Consider the following 17645-nt stretch of genomic DNA (forward strand, 5'->3'; position numbering starts at 1 on the left):
TAGATTCCATGCATGAATTCAGCCTGCTGAGCGGCGTTGTCTCCACTGTAACCGCCCATGCCTCGGGAAGGACTGTGGAAAAAGTGGCGTTGCGCGTGGGCAGCCGCGCCGGTGTGGTCACCGAGGCGCTGCACGCCGCGTGGCCGCTGGCCCGCAGCGGCACCTGCTGCGCCGCGGCGAGACTGGAGGTGGAGGACATCACCGCCACCGTCTACTGCCCCAGCTGCGCCGAGGAGGTGGAGATTGATGAGTATTTCGCCCTGACCTGCCCCCGCTGCGACACACCGACGGCGGATCTGCGGCGGGGACGCGAGTTCGAGATCGCCTATATTGATCTCGCCGATGCTTAAACTCCGTAGCTCCACAGCCCTTCACTCCCCCGCGGCGGTGTTCTCGGCGGCCAGCCAGTCGGCGATGACCGCACGGGCGGCGGCGACCGCCTCCGGCAGCGCGGCGATCACCGGCTCACTCAGCCCCACCGATAGCTCAGTGCTGGCGGGCACCACGCCCACCACGGCTATCTCCTCGGGCTCGGTGCCCAATAAGCGCGCCGCGGCGAGCAGATCCAGCAGACTCACTTGATGCGGGGAAAGATGCGACTGCACGAGCCGGGGCAGCTGGTCGCCGCGTAGGACTGTGACCTGTCCGGGCTGGGTCCCCGCGATGGCGTCGAGAAGCAATAAACGGCGCGCCTGCTGCACCACGGGAAGAATCTCCATCCCGGAGGTGCCGCCATCGATGAACTCCACGGGGCCGGGACAGGCAGGCTCCGCGAGGGGCTGGCGGCGATGGCTCGGCACCCACGCCAGCTCTGCAACCTCGCTGTCGCCGGTGGCCAGCTGGCGCAGCAGCTCCAGACCGATCCCGTCATCGGACATGATGGGATTGCCAATGCCCACCACGGTCACCGGCGCCGCCACTAGCCGATCTCCGGGGCGTCATAGGGCTGGGCGCCGCGGCGCAGCCACACGCCGCCGTTGATCATGGAGGAGACGCCGCCGTGGCGCTCGACCGAGTCCGCCCGCACCGCGAGATAGACGTGAATCCAGACGAACATCCACACGATGAACATGATCATGGCGTGAATGAGCCGCATGGTGGGGATGCCGGTCCAGTGCACCGGGTAGCTAAAGAAAGACCAGATGATCGAGTTCTGGTTATAGAGCCCGTAGAGCGCGAGCCCGCTGAGCATTTGGAAGAGACAGAGCAGATAGATCGCGGTATAGGCGAATTGCTGCAGCGGGTTGTGGGTGAGATAGAGCGGCGGGTGCTTCTGCAGGAAGAGATAGTACTTCAGGGTGCCCACCAGCCCATGCAGGTCCCGTTTGGAGCGAATGGGCCACATCGCTCGCCACCGGAGCTGGCGGTGCCGCGAGGTCACCCAGATCACGCATCGGGTAAAGCCCAGCAGCAACCAGAGGAACGCGGCCACGAAGTGGATATAGCGCACCCAGCCCATGAGATAGCCGGGATCGCCGCCGGGTTGCTGGGCGGGAAGCAGGCCGGGGTTCATGATGAAATAGCCGGTGACCGAGAGGATCACGATGAGCGCCACATTGCCCCAGTGCTGCAGGCGAAGCGGCACCGTCCACAGATTCACCCGCACCCACTGGTTGGGATTAGCGCGCACATCCTTCATCGCGCGGTCTTTGTCCTCGACCTTCACCCCCACCACGCCTTGAAAGCGGAAGGGGCCGGGCTGGCCATCGTCATCCACGTGGGCGGTGGCGATGCCGAGGAGGCGTTCGCCCTTGCGCCGGGCCGTCTTGACGGTCTGCACCAGTGGGGCGCGCTCCTCGTTCGACAGCTGCGACTGCTCGAGCACCGCCTCATAGTCGCCGCGCATAATCATGCGAGTCTGGTGCTCTTTATTGATCGTGATCGTGTCACAGACCGCCAGCGAATAGGGGCGCTCGGTACTGGCCGCGTCGAAGGATACGGCCGTCAGTTCCGCTTGGTCGATATCGGGGCGATTGACGTGCAGCGAGGTGCGGAGCGCCCGCTCCACGGGATCGGTGCTGTCCTGCGGCCCCACCGCGGCCAAGGCCAGCAGCCGACCGCTGGAATAGTGCCCCACCGAATAGGCCCGAGTCGGGCGCAGGACGCGCCCTGCGCCCTGGGTGTCGCGCTTCGTCGAGTGCGACTCGGCCCCGCGGCCCGAACCGTGCGGTGTGTGCAGGGTGGTCATGGCGTCATCACCTCCATCACGCTCTCCCCGTTGGGGTCGAGCACGTGGACCGCGCAGGACATGCACGGATCGAAGGAGTGAATGGTGCGTAAAGGCTCCAGCGGCTGCTTCGGATCGACCAGCGGGTGCTCGCCGCCATGGGCGAGAGAGTGTTCATAGGGGCCCATCTGGCCGCGGGCATCGCGGCCGCCCGCCAGCCAGGTGGTGGGCACCACCGCCTGGTAGTTATCCACCTTGCCGTCTTTAATCCGCACCCAGTGGCCGAGCGTGCCGCGAGCTACCTCCAGCATGCTGAATCCCTCGCATTCCTGCGGCCAGCTGGAGGGCTCCCAGGTGGAGGAGTCGAAGACGTCGATATCACCGCGGCGCAGGCCGTCGATGAACGCGGGCAGAATCGTATCCGCCAGGGCCTCGGCGGTAGTTACCGCTTCCACGGCGCGGGCGAAGGTTCGCCCGGCGGTGGAGTTGAGCTGCTCCACCCGAATGTCGAGCGCCTTCATGGCCTCATTCACCAGCCGAGTGGTGGTGGGTTCTTTTTGCAGATACGCCAGCAGCACCCGCGCGACCGGCCCGACCTGCGTGGGGCGGCCATCGTAGCGGGGCGCTTTCGACCAGGTGTATTCCTCGCTGTCTCCGAGCCACTCATAAGGTGGCTGCGGCCCGGTGTAGTCCACCACCGTTTCGCCTTCGGAGGGGTGCAGCCCCACGTCTTTGCCCTCGCTATAGCTGAACCACGCACTGCTGACGAACTCGGTGATCTTGGCCGGATCCAACTCGTGCAGGGTGGAGTAATCGCCGTCGAGAATCACGCCGGGCCGAATATCGGGGTGGAAGGAGGACACGGGACGGCCGGTGGGATCGCCACCATAGGTGGCGCCCGCCATGCCGACGGCGAGGAAGTTCGGGGCCGCCGCGCCGATATCGAAATAGTCCTTATAGGCCCCCATGATCGCGACAGCATCTGGGTAGTAGCAGTCGTTGACGAACTCGAGGATCTCATCGATCCAGGAGGACACCTGATCGAGCTGCACCTGGTTGACGGTCTCGGACTTATTGGGGTCAATCGAGCACGCCATCCCGCCGACGAGGAAGTTGGGGTGCGGGTTCTTGCCGCCAAAGACGGTATTGATGCGGATGATCGAGCGCTGGAACTGCAGCGCATCGAGGTAGTGCGAGACCGCCATGAGATTCGCCTCCGGCGGCAGGCGGTAGTCGGGGTGCTCCCAATAGCCATTGCTAAAGATGGAGAGCTGGCCGGAATCCAGCACGCCCTGGATGGTCTCTTTCACCTTCTGGAAGGTGGTTTCGCTATTGTTCTTCCACGTCGATCCGATCGAGGCGGCAAACTCCACGGCTTTTTTCGGATCAGCCTCGGCCGCAGAGACCACATTCACCCAGTCCAGGGCGTGCAGGTGATAAAAGTGCACCACGTGATCGTGTACTTCCTGCGATCCCAACACCAGATCGCGAATCAGTCGCGCCTGCTTGGGCACAGTGGAGCCGATGGCGTCTTCCACCGCCACCACCGATCCGATCGAATGCACGCCGGTGCACACCCCGCAGATGCGGCCCACAAAGGCCCACACATCACGCGGATCGCGGCCCTCCACGATTTCTTCGATGCCGCGAAATTGCGTGGTCTCCGACCAGGCGTTGGTGATCTTCTCTCCCTCGCGCTCCAGCTCGATACGCAGGTGCCCTTCGATACGGGTGAGGGGGTCAATGACAACGCGCTCTGCCATTTACTTACCTTCCTTAGTGTGCGGTTCCGCCGGCCCTGCCTCGGGGGCGGGGTGGGCGCGTGACGACGCCGTCTCCTCGGCCGCGCCACCAGTAGCGGGAAGATCACCGAAGGCCGCGAGCAGCTCCTCGTCCTTATCTCCCGAGCGGATCGGAATTGTTTTAAACGTGGTGATACCGGCGTGCACGGCCGCCCCAGCAATGCCGGCGCCTACCAAGCCCCAGCCCACCTTCTCCGCGGAGGACTCGACGCCAAAAGCGCCCACATTGGGCAGCTCCTCGTAGAAGGGGGTGAACTTGTCAAAGAAGTGTTTCTCGGTACAGCCGATACACGGGTGGCCAGCGCCGATTGGCCAGCCGGAGCGCATATTCCACTGCACAATCGGGCAGGGGCTAAAGGTGGAGGGGCCTTTGCAGCCCACCTCGTAGAGGCACCAGCCATTGCGGGCACCTTCATCGTCGAAGGTCTTCACAAACTGCCCGGCATCAAAGTGGGGGCGCTTGGGGCAGGAATCGTGGATGCGCTGATCGTAGGCGAAGAGCGGACGCCCCTCGGCGTCCACCTTGGGCGGCTCGCCGTGGGTGAGCAGGTAGGTGATGGTGGCGGTAATAACCTCGCCGATTGGCGGGCAGCCGGAGACATTAATCACCGGCTTATCGGTGATGATCTCCTCCACTCCCACCGCGCCCGTGGGATTGGGGCGGGCGGCCTGCACCGAGCCATAGACGGCACAGGCCCCGACGGCGAGCACCACCGAGGCCCCCTCGGCGGCCTCGCGCAGCACCTGCTCCGAGGTTTTGCCGCCGATCATGCAGTAGATACCGTTTTCCTTGGTGGGCACCGAACCATTAACCACCAAAATATGAGGTTCGCCGCGCATATCCTCGAGCGCCTTCTCCGCCCCATGCCCGGAGGCGGCCATGAGCAACTCGTTGTAATTCAGCGAGAGCAGATCCAGCACCATGTCTTCGACGGTGGTGCCGCCGGAACGGATAAGCGATTCCATGCAGCCGGTACATTCCTGCAGCTGCAGCCACGCCACATTGGGCTTTTCGACGTTGCCAAGTTTCTCGGCAATTTCTTCTGCCTGGGCTTCAAATCCGCTCATTACTGGAACGCCGGTGGCAAATACTCCCGCCATAGCGCCACATAACTTGAGAAAGTCACGCCGCGGCACCCCGCGCATTTCCAGATTTTCTCGAAGGTTTTTTCCTTGCCAACTATTCGCCAGATGCATATATGGTGCCCTTATCTTTAACCATTCGCTTGCCGCGTGGCATGAATGTGTTGTGATAAGTCGCTAATCTCACCGTTGGAACAGACGCAGGAAGCGGCGATGCGCAGCCACATTGTCACGCGGATAGTCCAGCATCGATTTTATCAACCGCACTATCGCCCTTCAGGGCCTTGCGCAGGGCATATCTCACACCCCGCGGCACCTATCCGGCTACGCGAATAGCGCTGTGGGTGCTTTAGTCAAGCGTGCGGGATTTCTACGGAAGCGTAGCCAATAGTAGGCATACCTTGTTTATTGCGGGAATTACTGCGCTCTGTATTGGAGTAATTCACATTTTTATCCGGCTACAGTGCGCAGCGGCGCGGTGTTCTACCCCCAAAAGGTGCAGCTGTTCTCTTCCCGCACCCGCTTTAGGCGGGGCTAGGCCGGAGCCAGTCCAACCAGTCCTGCAGCCCCTCGCCAGTGCGGGCGGACATCTCGATCACCGGCGCATGCGGGTTTATGGAGTGCAGATTGGAGCGGAATAGCTCCATGTCGAAGTCCAGATGGGGCGCGAGATCCATCTTGTTCATCACGATGGCGTCCACAGCTTTAAACATCACGGGATATTTCAGCGGCTTATCCTCGCCCTCGGTAATGGAGAAGATCATGGCCTTGCGGTGCTCGCCCACCGCAAATTCGGCAGGGCAGACGAGATTGCCCACGTTTTCCACGATCACCAGATCCAGCTGGGAGAGATCCAGCCCCTGCAGGGCGCGGTGCACCATGGGGGCGTCGAGATGGCACTCCCCGCCGAAACCGTGGCCGGTGTTGAGCAGTGAAATCTGGGCGCCATGGCCGCGGAGCCGATCCGCGTCCAGGGAGGTCTCAATATCTCCTTCGATCACGCCGATACGCACCTGGCCTGCGAGGGCGGCGAGGCTGCGCTGCAGCACCGTGGTTTTGCCGGCGCCAGGGGAGCTCATGAGGTTGATGCATTCGACACCGTGGGCGTCAAAGGCGACACGGTTCTCGGCGGCACAGCGGTCATTTTCCGTGAAGATGTCCTCCAACACCGAGATACGCTCGCGCCCCGTGTCATAGGCTGAGTGATCTCCGAGATCGTGCTCGCTGCTCGGTGCCGAATTGGGCGCGTGCTCATGGCTATGTCCGTGCTCATGGCTGTGTACTGTGCCATCGTCGTGCCGGTGGAATCGTCCCATCGTTCTTCTCTTTTCACCTGCTCGCAGAAAGTGGCTATGCCCTCAGCTTAGCGCGGTGGCCGGCCCCTCTACCTCGATATCGACCACCCGGAATTCCTCCCCAGAGAGAATCTCGGCGGGCTCACCGCAGCGAGGGCAGCACAGGTTCAGCTCGGCACCCATCTCGCCGTGGAAACCGCAGGAGCAGCGCAGCCGCACCGGAATCCAGCGGGTGTCGAGCTCGGCACCATCGAGTTCGGTGCCGGCAGAAACGAAGCGCCACGCATACTCGAAAGAGGCGGGCACCACCTGCCGCAGTTGCCCCACCTCGAGATGGACCACGCGCACCCGGCGGCCGGCGGCGGCGCGGCGCACTACTGCTGCGAGCTGGGTGGACAGAGCGACTTCGTGCACGTGATCGAATCTAGCAGCCGCTACTACTATCGGGGATATGGTGAGTGAGCGCAGGCGCGCCGAGATTCTCGGGGTGGTACAAGGCGTCGGGTTTCGACCCCACGTCGCCCGGTGTGCCGCGCGCTTTCCGCTCACTGGGTTCTGCGGCAATTCTGACTCGGCCGTCTATATCGAGGCCCAGGGCGACCCGGCGGTCCTCGCGGAGTTCTTCCAGGCCGTCCTCGACGAGCTGCCACCGCTGGCGCAGGTGCAGCAGCACCACATCACTGCGCTACCGCTGCGCCCTGCAGAACGCGGCTTTAGTATCGTCGCCTCGCAGCATTCCGGCGCCACCCCTACCTTGCTGCCACCAGATGTGGCCGTCTGCCCAGAATGCCTGGCCGATATGGCGGATCCGCATAATCGGCGCTTCCGCTATCCCTTCACCACCTGCACCAACTGCGGCCCACGGCTATCGATAATCGAGTCCCTGCCCTATGACCGCCCCCGCACCACCATGCGGGAGTTTCCCATGTGCCCGCGCTGCGCCGCCGAATACGCCGACCCGCTGGATCGGCGCTATCACGCCCAGCCCATCAGCTGCCCCGATTGCGGCCCGCAGCTCTGGCTAGAGCGCGAGGGCCACCGAGTGGAGGGCGATCTCACCCGCGCCGCCGAGTGGCTGGCCGCAGGCGAGATTCTGGCGGTCAAAGGCCTAGGCGGGTTCCACCTGCTCTGCGATGCGCGTAACTCAGCCAGTGTGGCGCGGCTGCGCCGGCGGAAGCAGCGGCCCCATAAGCCCTTCGCGGTGATGGCGCCTCTCGCCGAGGTCGAACACCTCGCAGAGATCGACCCGACGCTGCTGTCTCCGCCCGCCCATCCCATCGTGATCGCCCCACAGGCCGCCACCTATGATCTCGCCGACGAGGTGGCCCCGGGCAATACGGATATTGGCATTATGCTGCCCTATACTCCGCTGCACGCCCTGCTCGTGGATCGCCCCGTGGTGGCCACCTCCGGCAATATCTCCGGCGAGCCGCTCTGCTTCGAGAATGATCGCGCCCGCGCCCAGCTCGCAGGAATGGCCGATGGGTGGGTGATGCACGACCGGCCGATCCACGTCCCGGTGGAGGATTCCGTGGATCTTGCCGACCATGATCGGCTGCTGCCGGTGCGCCGCTCGCGCGGTCAGGCGCCGCTGCCGCTGCCGCTCTCGCTGCCCGGCGCGGAGTCCTCGCCGCCGGTGCTAGCCGTGGGCGGGGAACTAAAAAACACCTTCACCCTGCTTATCGGCGAGACCGCCCATATGTCCGCGCATATCGGTGACATGGGCTCCTGGGCGACCCAGCAGGCTTTTGAGCGCGCCGTGGAGCAGCTGCTGAGCATGCGTCGCGCTGAGCCGGAGCTCGTGGCCTGCGATCTGCACCCGAACTATGCGACCACGGCGTGGGCGGAACGCACCGGGTTGTCCGTGGTGCAGGTGCAGCATCACCACGCCCACGCGCTCTCGCTGCTCGCCGAACAGCAGCTTCTCGATCAGCCGGCGGTGATCGCCACCCTGGATGGCACCGGCTATGGCCTCGACGGCACGATCTGGGGCGGCGAAATCCTCCGCTACTCCCCTGATCGTGGCTGCACCCGCGCCTGGCATATCCCCCGCTTTCCGCTTCTCGGCGGCGACCGCGCGGTCCGTTATCCCTGGCGCATCGCTCTCGGGCTCAGCCACGCCTATGGCCTCGAGTGCCCGCCGCTGCCCGCGCCCGCAGCAGAGCGGGAGCTCGTCGACGCCCAGCTGCGCACCGGATATGGGGCGGTGGAGTGCAGCTCGGCAGGCAGGCTTATCGACGCCATCTCCACCATGCTTGGCCTCTGCCCGGAACAGAGCTTTGAGGCCCATGCCGCGCTGCGGCTGGAAGCCTGCGCCCGCAGCGCTACCGAGCAGCTGCCCTCCACGGCCAGCACCATCCCCGAGCTGGTGCAGGAGGCCCTAGATGGCACTGATGCCGCGACCGCGGCCTGGCGCTTCCACCACGGGCTGGCGCAGATTCTTGCCACCCAGATGCGCCGCATCGCCGCCGAGACTGGGGCGGAGATCCTGGGTATCAGTGGTGGCTGTGGCCTCAACCGGCTGCTGCTCGGGCATCTGCGCCGGGCGCTGCCGGGGCTGAAGGAGCACCGCGTGGTTCCCGCCAATGATGGTGGGCTCTCCCTCGGCCAGGCCGTGGCGGCGCGGCTAACAAATGCGGGGCAATGGGTCCCCGACCAGCATGTCCACCATGCGGGTGCCACCGAAGCCGGTGCGTAGCACCACCGAGGCGGCCGGTTCTTCCACGACCTGCCCCAGTTCCACGGCCTCGGGTGCGCCCGCGGCATGGAGTGCCTGCAGCGCCGCCTCGGTCTGCGCCGCCGGAACCACGGCGACAAAGGTCCCTTCATTGGCCACATAGAGCGGATCGATGCCCAGCATGTCACAGGCGGCGCGGGTCATATCCCGCACCCGCACCCCCTGCTCGTCGATGGCGACACCGAGGCCGGTGGAACGAGCAAGCTCATTGAGTACGGTGGCCACACCGCCGCGGGTGGCGTCCCGCATCCAGCGCACCTGCGGGGCGGCGTCGATAAGCGCCTGCACATCGGAATTGAGGGCCCGGGTATCGGATTCGATGGGGGCGTGAATGGCCAGATCGCCGCGGGCCAGCATGACGGCCATGCCGTGATCAGCGATGGGGCCCGAGATAATAATGCGGTCTCCCACCTGCACCTGCTCGGAGCCGAGCTGCAGATTCGGCTGGATGGTGCCGATGCCGGCGGTGGTGATGTAGAGCTTGTCGCCCGCCCCCTTGGGCACCACCTTGGTATCGCCGGTGGCGATGGTCACCCCGGCGGCATCGGCGGCGGCGCGCATATCCTCCACAATGCGGCGCACTACCGCGATCTCGAGCCCCTCTTCCAAGATAAAAGCCACCGAGATCAGCGCGGGCTGGGCGCCTGCCACCGCAAGATCATTAACCGTGCCGTTGATGGCGAGATCGCCGATGGATCCGCCGGGAAACTCGATGGGATTGACCACATAGGAATCAGTGGACATCGCCACCGCGCTACCCGCGTCGCGGATGATAGAGTCGGCGGCCACCACGGCGGAATCGCCGCCAGCGGAGAGAATGGGATTGCCATAGGCGTCGAGGAATACCTGCTCGACGAGCGCGGCAGAGGCCTTGCCGCCGGAGCCATGGGCCAGGGTCACGCGATCCTCGGTGAGGCGGAAGGGGCGGGCCCGGACCCGAGAGATATTGCTCTGGACCTTGTGTTCATCGTGGTTCAGCCGGTTCTTCGGTTCCATGGCGTGGGCCCTGCCTCGCTTCGTCGCTACATTCGTTTAGGGCGCCGCAGCTCTAGGAGCGGCGGGCATATGTCTCGCCTTTTAAGCGTAGTAGCCCCCAGCCAGTCGCGGCGGCCCCATCCACCCACCTGTGCCTACCCTCGCCACGGTGAGATCAGCCACATATTTGATGACAGTTAGGACACGCTCGGCCCTGAGCGGCGGCGTGTTGTGAGTATTTTGGGTACAAGTCCTCAGCAAGCCGCTAGCAGGTTCACAGCTGATCTCCAGATTACCCCTCCCCAGCACCCCCACACACTACCCTGAGCTGGGAATTTCCATTTGTTTTGAATAAAGAAACACAGGGGGTAGCAGACCTGCGGAGCAACTAGGGCGACGGCGCCGAGCAGGCTAGTGTCTCCGACTATGACAACAGTGTGGAGAACACTCACGGCGGTGCCGTTGACGACCCACAAGGCAGCCGCGGTGAGTATCGCGCTGTTGGTGTGCGCACTCGTGGCCGCAGCGATACTGCTGCTGCGTGGAGGTCGGCTGCACCGCCGGGTCGGGCTCATCGCCCTGGCAACGGGCGCGCTTGTCCCCCTCGGAATATGGATCGGGCTGGAAAAGATCTGGCGGCCCTTCCCCGATCACATCCCCACCGAGATCTATCTCTCGGGCGGAGTGGCGGTGGCTGTGATCGTGGCAGCGCTGGCGAGCCTGGCGATCCGCCCGCGGCGGCGGGGAGTGCTGCTGCTCCCCTTCGCGGTGCTCGCCCTAGTCGGGGCGCTGATGGTGGCCAATACCGCCTATCAGGTCTATCCCACGCTCGGCGCCTTGGATCCGCGGCCTCATGCGGCGCGGATGTCCATGAGCGAGGCGGAGGCGATGCGTGCAGAGAATACCGCCCCGAAGAATAAGGATGGCGAGACCATCGGCGCGCTCGTCAGCATCGACATCCCCAGCGGCAGCGGCTACCAGCCGCGCCCCGCCCAGGCCTATCTGCCCCCGGCCTTCTTCGCCGGCGAGCAGCTACCGGTGCTGATGCTCATGCCAGGCTCCCCCGGATCGCCACCCCAGTGGTTCACCACCGGCCAGCTGACGCACATAGCCGATGCCTTCCAGCAGCGGCACAATGGCGCCGCCCCGCTGATTCTGAGTGTCGATGCCACCGGTGCCCTTGCGGGCGCCCCGAAGTGTGTCGGCGAGGTCGAGGACTATCTGCGCACCACCGTGCCGAACTATGCGCTCTCGTCCCTTGGCGCCACCCCGGATCGCAGCCGGTGGAGCATCGGCGGGCTGTCCTATGGTGGCACATGTGCACTGCAGATATTCTCCCGCCACCCCGATGCCTTCGGCACCGTGCTGGACTACTCCGGCGAGGCGGAGCCCTCGGTGGGCAATCATGAACAAACCGTGCAGCAGCTCTTTGACGGCAGCGAGGAGGCCTTCGCCGCCCACAATCCACGGGATATCCTCCGCGCTGCGATGGACTCCAACTCCACGGCCTATCGGGGGCGCGCCGCCCGCTTTGCTGCCGGGGCGCGCGATCACGATGCCCAGGAGGCGATGCAGGGATTCGACTCCCAACTGCGTTCCCTCGGGGTAGATAGCCACTATCAGGAATATCCCGGCGGCCACACCTGGCAGGTATGGCGCGCGGCCATCACCAACGATTTTGAATTTATTGCTCAACGAGGGGGACTGACATGACACCTACGCCCGACGCCACGTCTGCTGACTCGACAACCGCCGCGACAGCAGCACCCCCCACCCTGCTGACGCTGCTGCGGCGCCGGCTGTTCAGCTATGCAGTCTCCGGCCCCGTCACCCTCGTGATGATCGCCTGCGCCTGGATCATCCACCTAGTGGGGATCAACGCCGTCTTTGGCCCAGAGAGCTATTTGGAAAAGGTGGCGATCAGCGGGCTCAGCACCCAAACGGTGCAGGGCCTGGTTCCCGCCACTTTGGGCCTTCTGCTGCTCGGCATTCCCGCCGAGCGCGCCCTCGGCACCTGGCGCTATTTGCTCGCCGCGATCCTGTCCCAAACCCTCGCCGTCGGCACGGCGGTGACCCTCGGCGAGCTCTGGACAACGCACTCCGGCTGGGCCCACGGCATCGCCACGGGCACCATTCTCACCCCCGCAGTGTGGCTGCTGGCTGTGAGCATGTTGGCCGCCACCCGCTATACCGTGGTGTGGCGCCGCCGCGTGCAGTTCTTCTCCGTCGTGATCGCGGTGGTCTTGCTCCTCTATTCCGGCACCTTGCAGGATGTGGCGATCGCAATCGCGGTGGCAGGCTGCGGGATCCTCACGGCCCGCCATTGGGACTGGCAGGCGACTGTGCGAGAAAAGCGCCGCATTTCCGCAATCACGGTATTCGCCGTGGCCATCGGCCCCTTTTTGGCGGCCATGAACCCGCACAGCAATGCCGTATTTTCCTCCCTCGGACTCTTCGTCACCTCTCCCGCGTGGTCGCTGGATTCGGCGGAAGAGGTCTGCGCCCATGCCCGCCATAGTGCGGCATGCATGAGCGCCGCATCCTCCGTGAACAATGCTGGTATTGCGCCCTTCCTCGGCAATGTGGCCATCGCCCTCGTCTTTGGCGTGCTCTGCTATGGACTCGCCCGCGGCCGCCGCCGCGCCCTCTACGGCACTATCGTGTTGCTTATCGCCACCGCCGGCGTGATTATCGCCGCCTCCTCGCGGCTGGGTATCGCGTGGGTGCCCTTCGTGGTGCAGGCGCTCGCCCTCATTGCCCAAAAGAAGTGGTTCACCTCGGCGGGCTCGCGCCAGGCTATGGTGCGCTCCATGGCCATCATGGGTGGTCTCGCCGTGGCACTCGCGGCGCTCTGGCTCGCGATCTTGCCCACCATGACCGGCCTGCGCGAGCTGCCGTGGCGCTTCCTTCCTCCGGTCTTGTCCCGGTTCTCCCCGGCACCACTTATTCCAGAATCGGGCATTGAGAGCCTCGGCTTTGAGTGGACCCCGGTGATCTTCTGGACGGCCGCGGCGATCATATTGTGGCGGCTATTCACCTCCCCCGCCCCATCGACCGTGCCGCCAGCGGTGCGCCGGATCCTGGACGAGGGCACCGGCGACCATATTTCGTGGATGGGCACCTGGCCCCACAACTCCTATTGGCTCGCAGCAGCAGAACGCGGCTATGTGGCCTATCGTGTCCACGGCTCCATCGCGGTTACCGTCGGCGCCCCGGTGGTGCTGGATGCTGCCGAGTTGTCGAGTGTGGCCGATGAGTTCGAGACCTATGCCCGCAGCCAAGGCTGGCGGGTGGCGTGGTATTCGGTGAATGACGAGTTCGCCGCCACCCGCGCCGCACATTATTCCTCCCTGCACGTGGCCGAGGAGTCCGTGGTCGAGGTGGGCATCGAGTTCAAGGGCAAGAAATTCCAGGATGTGCGCACCGCCCGCAACCGCGCCGTGAAGGAAAATATCCGCTATGAGTGGACCACGTGGTCCCAGGCCAATCCGGTGATTCGCTCCCAGATTCACGCGCTGAGCGAGCAATGGGTTTCGGAAAAGGCCCTGCCGGAGATGGGCTTTACCTTGGGCTCGGTATCAGAACTCATCGATGATGAGGTGAAGCTGCTGATCGCCGTGGATGACACCATGCACGTGCACGGTGTCACCAGCTGGCTGCCGGTACGCCACAATGGCGAGATCGTCGGCATCACCCTGGATTTCATGCGTCGAGATCGCGAGGGTTTTCGGCCCGTGGTGGAGTTTCTTATCGCCGAGGCGATCACCACCGCCCCCGATATCTATGGCCCGCAACTGACGTGGGTCTCGCTTTCCGGCGCACCGCTCTCTGGCGGGGATACGTCCAGCCTGCTGGGCATGATGCTCAATGAACTCGGCAGAGTTCTCGAGCCGCTTTATGGCTTCCGTTCCCTTGCCGCCTTCAAGCGCAAGTTCAAGCCGGTGGAGCACTCTTGGCTGCTCTGCTATGACGACCCCGCCGCCCTACCCGCCATCGGGCTCGCCGTGTCGCGCTGCTATTTGCCGCACGTGAAGCTGCGCGACGCCCGGGCCGCCGCGGCGGTATGGAGCGCCGCCCGCAGCGAACGCAAGGAGCGCGCCACAGCCGCCCACGCGGGCAGCCGCGAGCACTCCTAGAGCCCTTAAGACACACCGCACCCGCCGGCTGCGCCTCGGGAAGAATCCCTAAGCGTCGCCGGCGGGTGCGTCTCTGTTCGGCAGCGAGTTTTTAGAGCTCGGGCTTCACAATCGGGAAGAGCACGGTCTCGCGGATACCGAGGCCGGTCAGCGCCATGAGCAGGCGGTCGATGCCCATGCCGCAGCCAGCAGTCGGCGGCATACCCTGCTCCATGGCGGCCAAGAAGTCCTCGTCCAGCACCATGGCTTCATCATCGCCATCCGCGGCCAGGCGGGCCTGGTCCTCGAAGCGCTCTCGCTGAATGATCGGATCGACCAGCTCGGAGTAGCCGGTGGCCAGCTCGAAGCCGCGAACGTAGAGATCCCATTTCTCGGTCACGCCGGGCTTCTCGCGGTGGGAGCGGGTCAGCGGCGAGGTCTCCACGGGGAAGTCCTTGACGAAGATCGGGCCGTGCAGCTGATCTTCGCAGAGCAGCTCCCAGATCTCCTCGACCAGCTTGCCGTGGCCCCAGCCGCCCGTGGCAGGAACGTCGAGGCCGATCGCTGCGGCGATCTGCTTCAGCTCCTCGACGCTGCTGTCGATGGTGACCTCCGGCTGGCCGGGGAATTTCCGCTGCAGCGCCTCGTTGAGCGAGGGATACATCTCAATTTCTTTCCACTCGCCGCCGAGATCGTACTCGGTGCCATCGGCGAGGGTGACGGTGGTGGAGCCAAAGACCTCCATGGCCACGGCCTGAATCAGCTCGCGGATGGTGCGGGCACCGTCTTCGTAGGTGCCCCACGCCTGGTAGGTCTCCAGCATGGCGAACTCGGGCGAGTGGGAGGAGTCCACACCCTCGTTGCGGAAGTTGCGGTTCACCTCGAAGACGCGCTCCAGGCCACCGACCACGCAGCGCTTGAGATAGAGCTCCGGGGCGATACGCAGGTAGAGATCCATGTCCATGGCATTGGAATGGGTCACAAAAGGACGCGCCGCGGCGCCGCCGTGCAGGGTCTGCAGCATCGGGGTTTCTACCTCCACGAAGCCTTCGCCCTCGAGGTGGTGGCGCAGCGCGCGCATGACCTTAATGCGGGTCATGGCGTTGCGGCGGGCCTGCTCGCGCATAATGAGGTCGGTATAGCGCTGGCGCACGCGGGTATCTTCGCTCATCTCCTTATGCGCCACCGGCAGCGGACGCAGGGACTTGGCCGCCATATGCCAGCGCGCGGCCATCACGGAAAGCTCGCCGCGCTTGGAGGCGATCACCCGACCGCGCACGGAGACAATATCGCCGAGGTCCACGTCCTGCTTCCAGCTGGCGAGGGCGTCCTCGCCGACCTCCCGCAGCGAGAGCATCGCCTGCATGGTCTCGCCGCTGCCCTCTTGCAGGGTGGCGAAGCACAGCTTGCCGGTATTACGGACGAAGATCACGCGCCCGGCGATAGCCACCTCGGTATCGGTTTCTTCTCCGACCTCCAGCACTCGCGCCCCCTCCGGGGCCTCGCCGGCATCGTCTTTGCGCACAAAGAACTGGCGACGCAGCTCCGAGATAGCGATGCTGCGGTCTACCTCCACGGGGTAGGGATCGCGCCCCTCGGCGAGCAGCTTCTCGCGCTTCTCGCGACGGATTCGCAACTGCTCAGGCACATCATCTACGCGCTCGGCGGGTTTTTGCTTCTTAGTCTGCTCGCTCATGACTGATTACTCTAGTGCATTCCCCCGCAGGCGCTTTTCGACGCCCACCTCCTGCCCAGCACCCCGCTACCACTCGCTCACCCCGCGCCGATTCGTAGCAAAACGGACATCATAGGCCCATATATCCGCAGATTCCCACAGTAGTTTTTACCCCCATTACTTTCCGGTCGCCTGACATACTACCCCTTTACCCGAGGCCAAAACAGCGGTTGCCAGCGGCTGCATAAAATAGGCCGCCAGCCAGCGCCTTTAGATTGTGAGCTACAACGGAGCCCGAATACTGCTGTGATGCCCACCCCATGGACCGCGCCGCGGGCCCTACCCCGCTGCAGTGCAACAGTGCTGGTCTGCCCTTGATGGGGCGCAATAGGAGCCATAGACTTACGGTTACGTAATAAGCGCTGATGCCGACGAGGCCACGCCGCCCTCCTGGGACGCCACGCCCTTGCCATCACCAACGTTTCCCCACGTGCTCTGGCGCGCATGTACCGCGGATTGCGTCGAGAAGCATCCGCGAAGCGGTTGAGCCTACGTACATCGCGCCACCCTATATAGGGGGCATGTATGCCCATGCTCCCGTGTCACTTTATGGAAAAGAGGCCGACTATGAACTCGAAGCGCACACTGTTCATCGCCACCGCCACCGCCCTGGCCACAATGGCGGCACCGCTCGCCGTGGCCACACCGGTCTACGCCGCCGAGGCGCCCGCCGCAGTGCAGGACCACGCCCAGGTCCAGGTGCAGGAGGGCTACATGACCAGCACCGATGGCAAGGGCACCAAGATCTGGTGGAAGTCGCAGACCCAGCCCAACGCCCGCGGCACCGTGGTGGTCATCCACGGCGCCGCCGAGCACTCGGGCCGCTATGACTACGTGAGCAACCGCCTGCTCGACGCTGGCTACAATGTCTACCGCCTGGACCACCGCGGCCACGGCAAGTCCGCCCTGCCCGAGCTGGGCAATGCGGTGGTGCGCGGTCACATCGACGATTTCCACTATCTCGTCGACGATATGAACCAGCTGGTGAACAAAGCCAAGTCCGAGAACCCAGGCATGAAGACCTTTATGCTCGGCCACTCCATGGGCGCACTCGCAGCACAGTTCTACGGGATCAAATACCCCGGCCAGATTGATGCCTTTGTGACCAATGGCGGCGGCGCCCCGCTCAACCTCTCTGGCGTGAACAACCCGGGCCAGACCATCACCCCCGAGGCGATCACCGAGACGCAGCGTCATGCCCAGCCGAGTATCTATGAGAGCCTGCCTTTCCGGGAGCTGACCACCTTTAATGCCCATATGGTCAATGAGATGATCCCCGGCCGCCGCGATATTCATATGCCCTCGCCGCTGGGTAGCGATCTCATCCAGGTGCCCAATGCCTTCACCGACGGGGTGGCCTCCGATCCGGCGGTCACTGCCGAATACCAGACCGATCCGCTGGTCAATAAGAAGATCAGCCTCGGCATGGCCGAGCAGATGGCCTTCGCGGGCTTCTACGATGCGGCGAATGCCGATCTCTTCACCGCCCCGACCCTCATCATGCACGGCAGCAAGGACGGGCTGGTGCCGCCGTACTTCGCCCAGGACTGGTACAACGCCATTGGCTCCGCCGATAAGGAGCTCATCTACTGGGAGGGGCAGATGCACGAGGTGCTCAACGAGCCCGCCAAGCACGAGGCCATGGATAAGGTCATCGACTGGCTCAACGCCCACTAGAAAAACAGGAACCCCCACGCTGTCGGCGTGGGGGTTCGTGGCGTGTGCAGCTTCGCGAC

General features: G+C 64.4%; 13 protein-coding genes. 5 read left to right on the forward strand and 8 right to left on the reverse strand.

The features are described from left to right. Window positions 1-8: 8 nt before the first annotated feature. Window positions 9-350 carry a hydrogenase maturation nickel metallochaperone HypA gene (locus tag KR227_RS06110; RefSeq protein ID WP_218364413.1) on the forward strand — a complete coding sequence of 114 codons (342 nt, stop codon included), beginning with the start codon at window positions 9-11 and terminating at the stop codon, window positions 348-350. 21 nt (window positions 351-371) lie between these two features. Here KR227_RS06110 and KR227_RS06115 read toward each other — a convergent pair whose 3' ends face one another. The 6 genes from KR227_RS06115 to KR227_RS06140 form a co-directional block, all read right to left on the reverse strand. Next, entirely contained in the window at window positions 372-878 is a 507-nt protein-coding gene (locus KR227_RS06115) for a hydrogenase maturation protease (RefSeq protein WP_255549201.1), read from the reverse strand. A 41-nt stretch (window positions 879-919) separates the two neighbouring features. After that, window positions 920-2188, reverse strand: a complete 1269-nt coding sequence (gene cybH / locus KR227_RS06120; protein ID WP_218364417.1) for a Ni/Fe-hydrogenase, b-type cytochrome subunit — start codon at window positions 2186-2188, stop codon at window positions 920-922. Continuing rightward, window positions 2185-3930: a nickel-dependent hydrogenase large subunit gene (locus tag KR227_RS06125; RefSeq protein ID WP_218364418.1), complete on the reverse strand. Its 1746-nt coding sequence runs from the start codon at window positions 3928-3930 to the stop codon at window positions 2185-2187. The genes cybH and KR227_RS06125 overlap by 4 nt, the downstream gene beginning before the upstream one ends. Continuing rightward, entirely contained in the window at window positions 3931-5166 is a 1236-nt protein-coding gene (locus KR227_RS06130) for a hydrogenase small subunit (RefSeq protein ID WP_151529853.1), read from the reverse strand. Between the two features lie 410 nt (window positions 5167-5576). Then, the gene (hypB, locus tag KR227_RS06135) at window positions 5577-6368 is read right to left on the reverse strand and encodes a hydrogenase nickel incorporation protein HypB (protein WP_218364419.1); all 792 of its coding nucleotides are present in this window, start codon (window positions 6366-6368) and stop codon (window positions 5577-5579) included. Window positions 6369-6410: 42 nt separating this feature from the next. After that, complete coding sequence (locus tag KR227_RS06140) at window positions 6411-6761, reverse strand: hydrogenase maturation nickel metallochaperone HypA (RefSeq protein WP_218364420.1); 351 nt, start codon at window positions 6759-6761, stop codon at window positions 6411-6413. A gap of 37 nt (window positions 6762-6798) precedes the next feature. Here KR227_RS06140 and hypF point away from each other — a divergent pair, with 37 nt between their 5' ends. After that, window positions 6799-9045 (forward strand): carbamoyltransferase HypF, encoded by a 2247-nt coding sequence (hypF, locus tag KR227_RS06145; protein ID WP_218364421.1) that lies wholly within the window; start codon window positions 6799-6801, stop codon window positions 9043-9045. On the opposite strand, the gene hypE is transcribed toward hypF, so the two are convergent. After that, window positions 8974-10080, reverse strand: a complete 1107-nt coding sequence (gene hypE / locus KR227_RS06150) for a hydrogenase expression/formation protein HypE (RefSeq protein WP_218364422.1) — start codon at window positions 10078-10080, stop codon at window positions 8974-8976. The genes hypF and hypE overlap by 72 nt on opposite strands. Before the next feature lie 435 nt (window positions 10081-10515). Between hypE and KR227_RS06155 the strand changes: the two genes are divergently transcribed. Both KR227_RS06155 and KR227_RS06160 read left to right on the forward strand, forming a co-directional pair. After that, window positions 10516-11772 (forward strand): alpha/beta hydrolase-fold protein, encoded by a 1257-nt coding sequence (locus tag KR227_RS06155; protein WP_218364423.1) that lies wholly within the window; start codon window positions 10516-10518, stop codon window positions 11770-11772. Further along, window positions 11769-14195, forward strand: a complete 2427-nt coding sequence (locus KR227_RS06160; protein WP_218364424.1) for a bifunctional lysylphosphatidylglycerol flippase/synthetase MprF — start codon at window positions 11769-11771, stop codon at window positions 14193-14195. Before KR227_RS06155 ends, KR227_RS06160 begins: the two co-directional genes overlap by 4 nt. Window positions 14196-14286: 91 nt before the next feature. Here the strand turns inward: KR227_RS06160 and lysS are convergent, their stop codons facing one another. Further along, entirely contained in the window at window positions 14287-15870 is a 1584-nt protein-coding gene (gene lysS, locus KR227_RS06165) for a lysine--tRNA ligase (protein ID WP_218364426.1), read from the reverse strand. Between the two features lie 606 nt (window positions 15871-16476). On the opposite strand from lysS, the gene KR227_RS06170 reads away from it, so the two are divergent. Further along, on the forward strand, window positions 16477-17586 hold the full coding sequence (locus KR227_RS06170) for an alpha/beta hydrolase (RefSeq protein WP_218364428.1): 1110 nt from the start codon (window positions 16477-16479) through the stop codon (window positions 17584-17586). Window positions 17587-17645: the final 59 nt, after the last annotated feature.

The sequence above is a fragment of the Corynebacterium sp. TAE3-ERU30 genome (assembly GCF_019209925.1).
In the GTDB taxonomy this organism is placed as follows: domain Bacteria; phylum Actinomycetota; class Actinomycetes; order Mycobacteriales; family Mycobacteriaceae; genus Corynebacterium; species Corynebacterium megadyptis.

Excerpts from the sequence above, each read along its gene's own strand:
- KR227_RS06110 (WP_218364413.1), top strand. The coding sequence starts at position 9 with ATGCATGAATTCAGCCTGCTGAGCGGCGTTGTCTCCACTGTAACCGCC.
- KR227_RS06115 (WP_255549201.1), bottom strand. The coding sequence starts at position 878 with ATGTCCGATGACGGGATCGGTCTGGAGCTGCTGCGCCAGCTGGCCACC.
- cybH (WP_218364417.1), bottom strand. The coding sequence starts at position 2,188 with ATGACCACCCTGCACACACCGCACGGTTCGGGCCGCGGGGCCGAGTCG.
- KR227_RS06125 (WP_218364418.1), bottom strand. The coding sequence starts at position 3,930 with ATGGCAGAGCGCGTTGTCATTGACCCCCTCACCCGTATCGAAGGGCAC.
- KR227_RS06130 (WP_151529853.1), bottom strand. The coding sequence starts at position 5,166 with ATGCATCTGGCGAATAGTTGGCAAGGAAAAAACCTTCGAGAAAATCTG.
- hypB (WP_218364419.1), bottom strand. The coding sequence starts at position 6,368 with ATGGGACGATTCCACCGGCACGACGATGGCACAGTACACAGCCATGAG.
- hypF (WP_218364421.1), top strand. The coding sequence starts at position 6,799 with ATGGTGAGTGAGCGCAGGCGCGCCGAGATTCTCGGGGTGGTACAAGGC.
- hypE (WP_218364422.1), bottom strand. The coding sequence starts at position 10,080 with ATGGAACCGAAGAACCGGCTGAACCACGATGAACACAAGGTCCAGAGC.
- KR227_RS06160 (WP_218364424.1), top strand. The coding sequence starts at position 11,769 with ATGACACCTACGCCCGACGCCACGTCTGCTGACTCGACAACCGCCGCG.
- lysS (WP_218364426.1), bottom strand. The coding sequence starts at position 15,870 with ATGAGCGAGCAGACTAAGAAGCAAAAACCCGCCGAGCGCGTAGATGAT.
- KR227_RS06170 (WP_218364428.1), top strand. The coding sequence starts at position 16,477 with ATGAACTCGAAGCGCACACTGTTCATCGCCACCGCCACCGCCCTGGCC.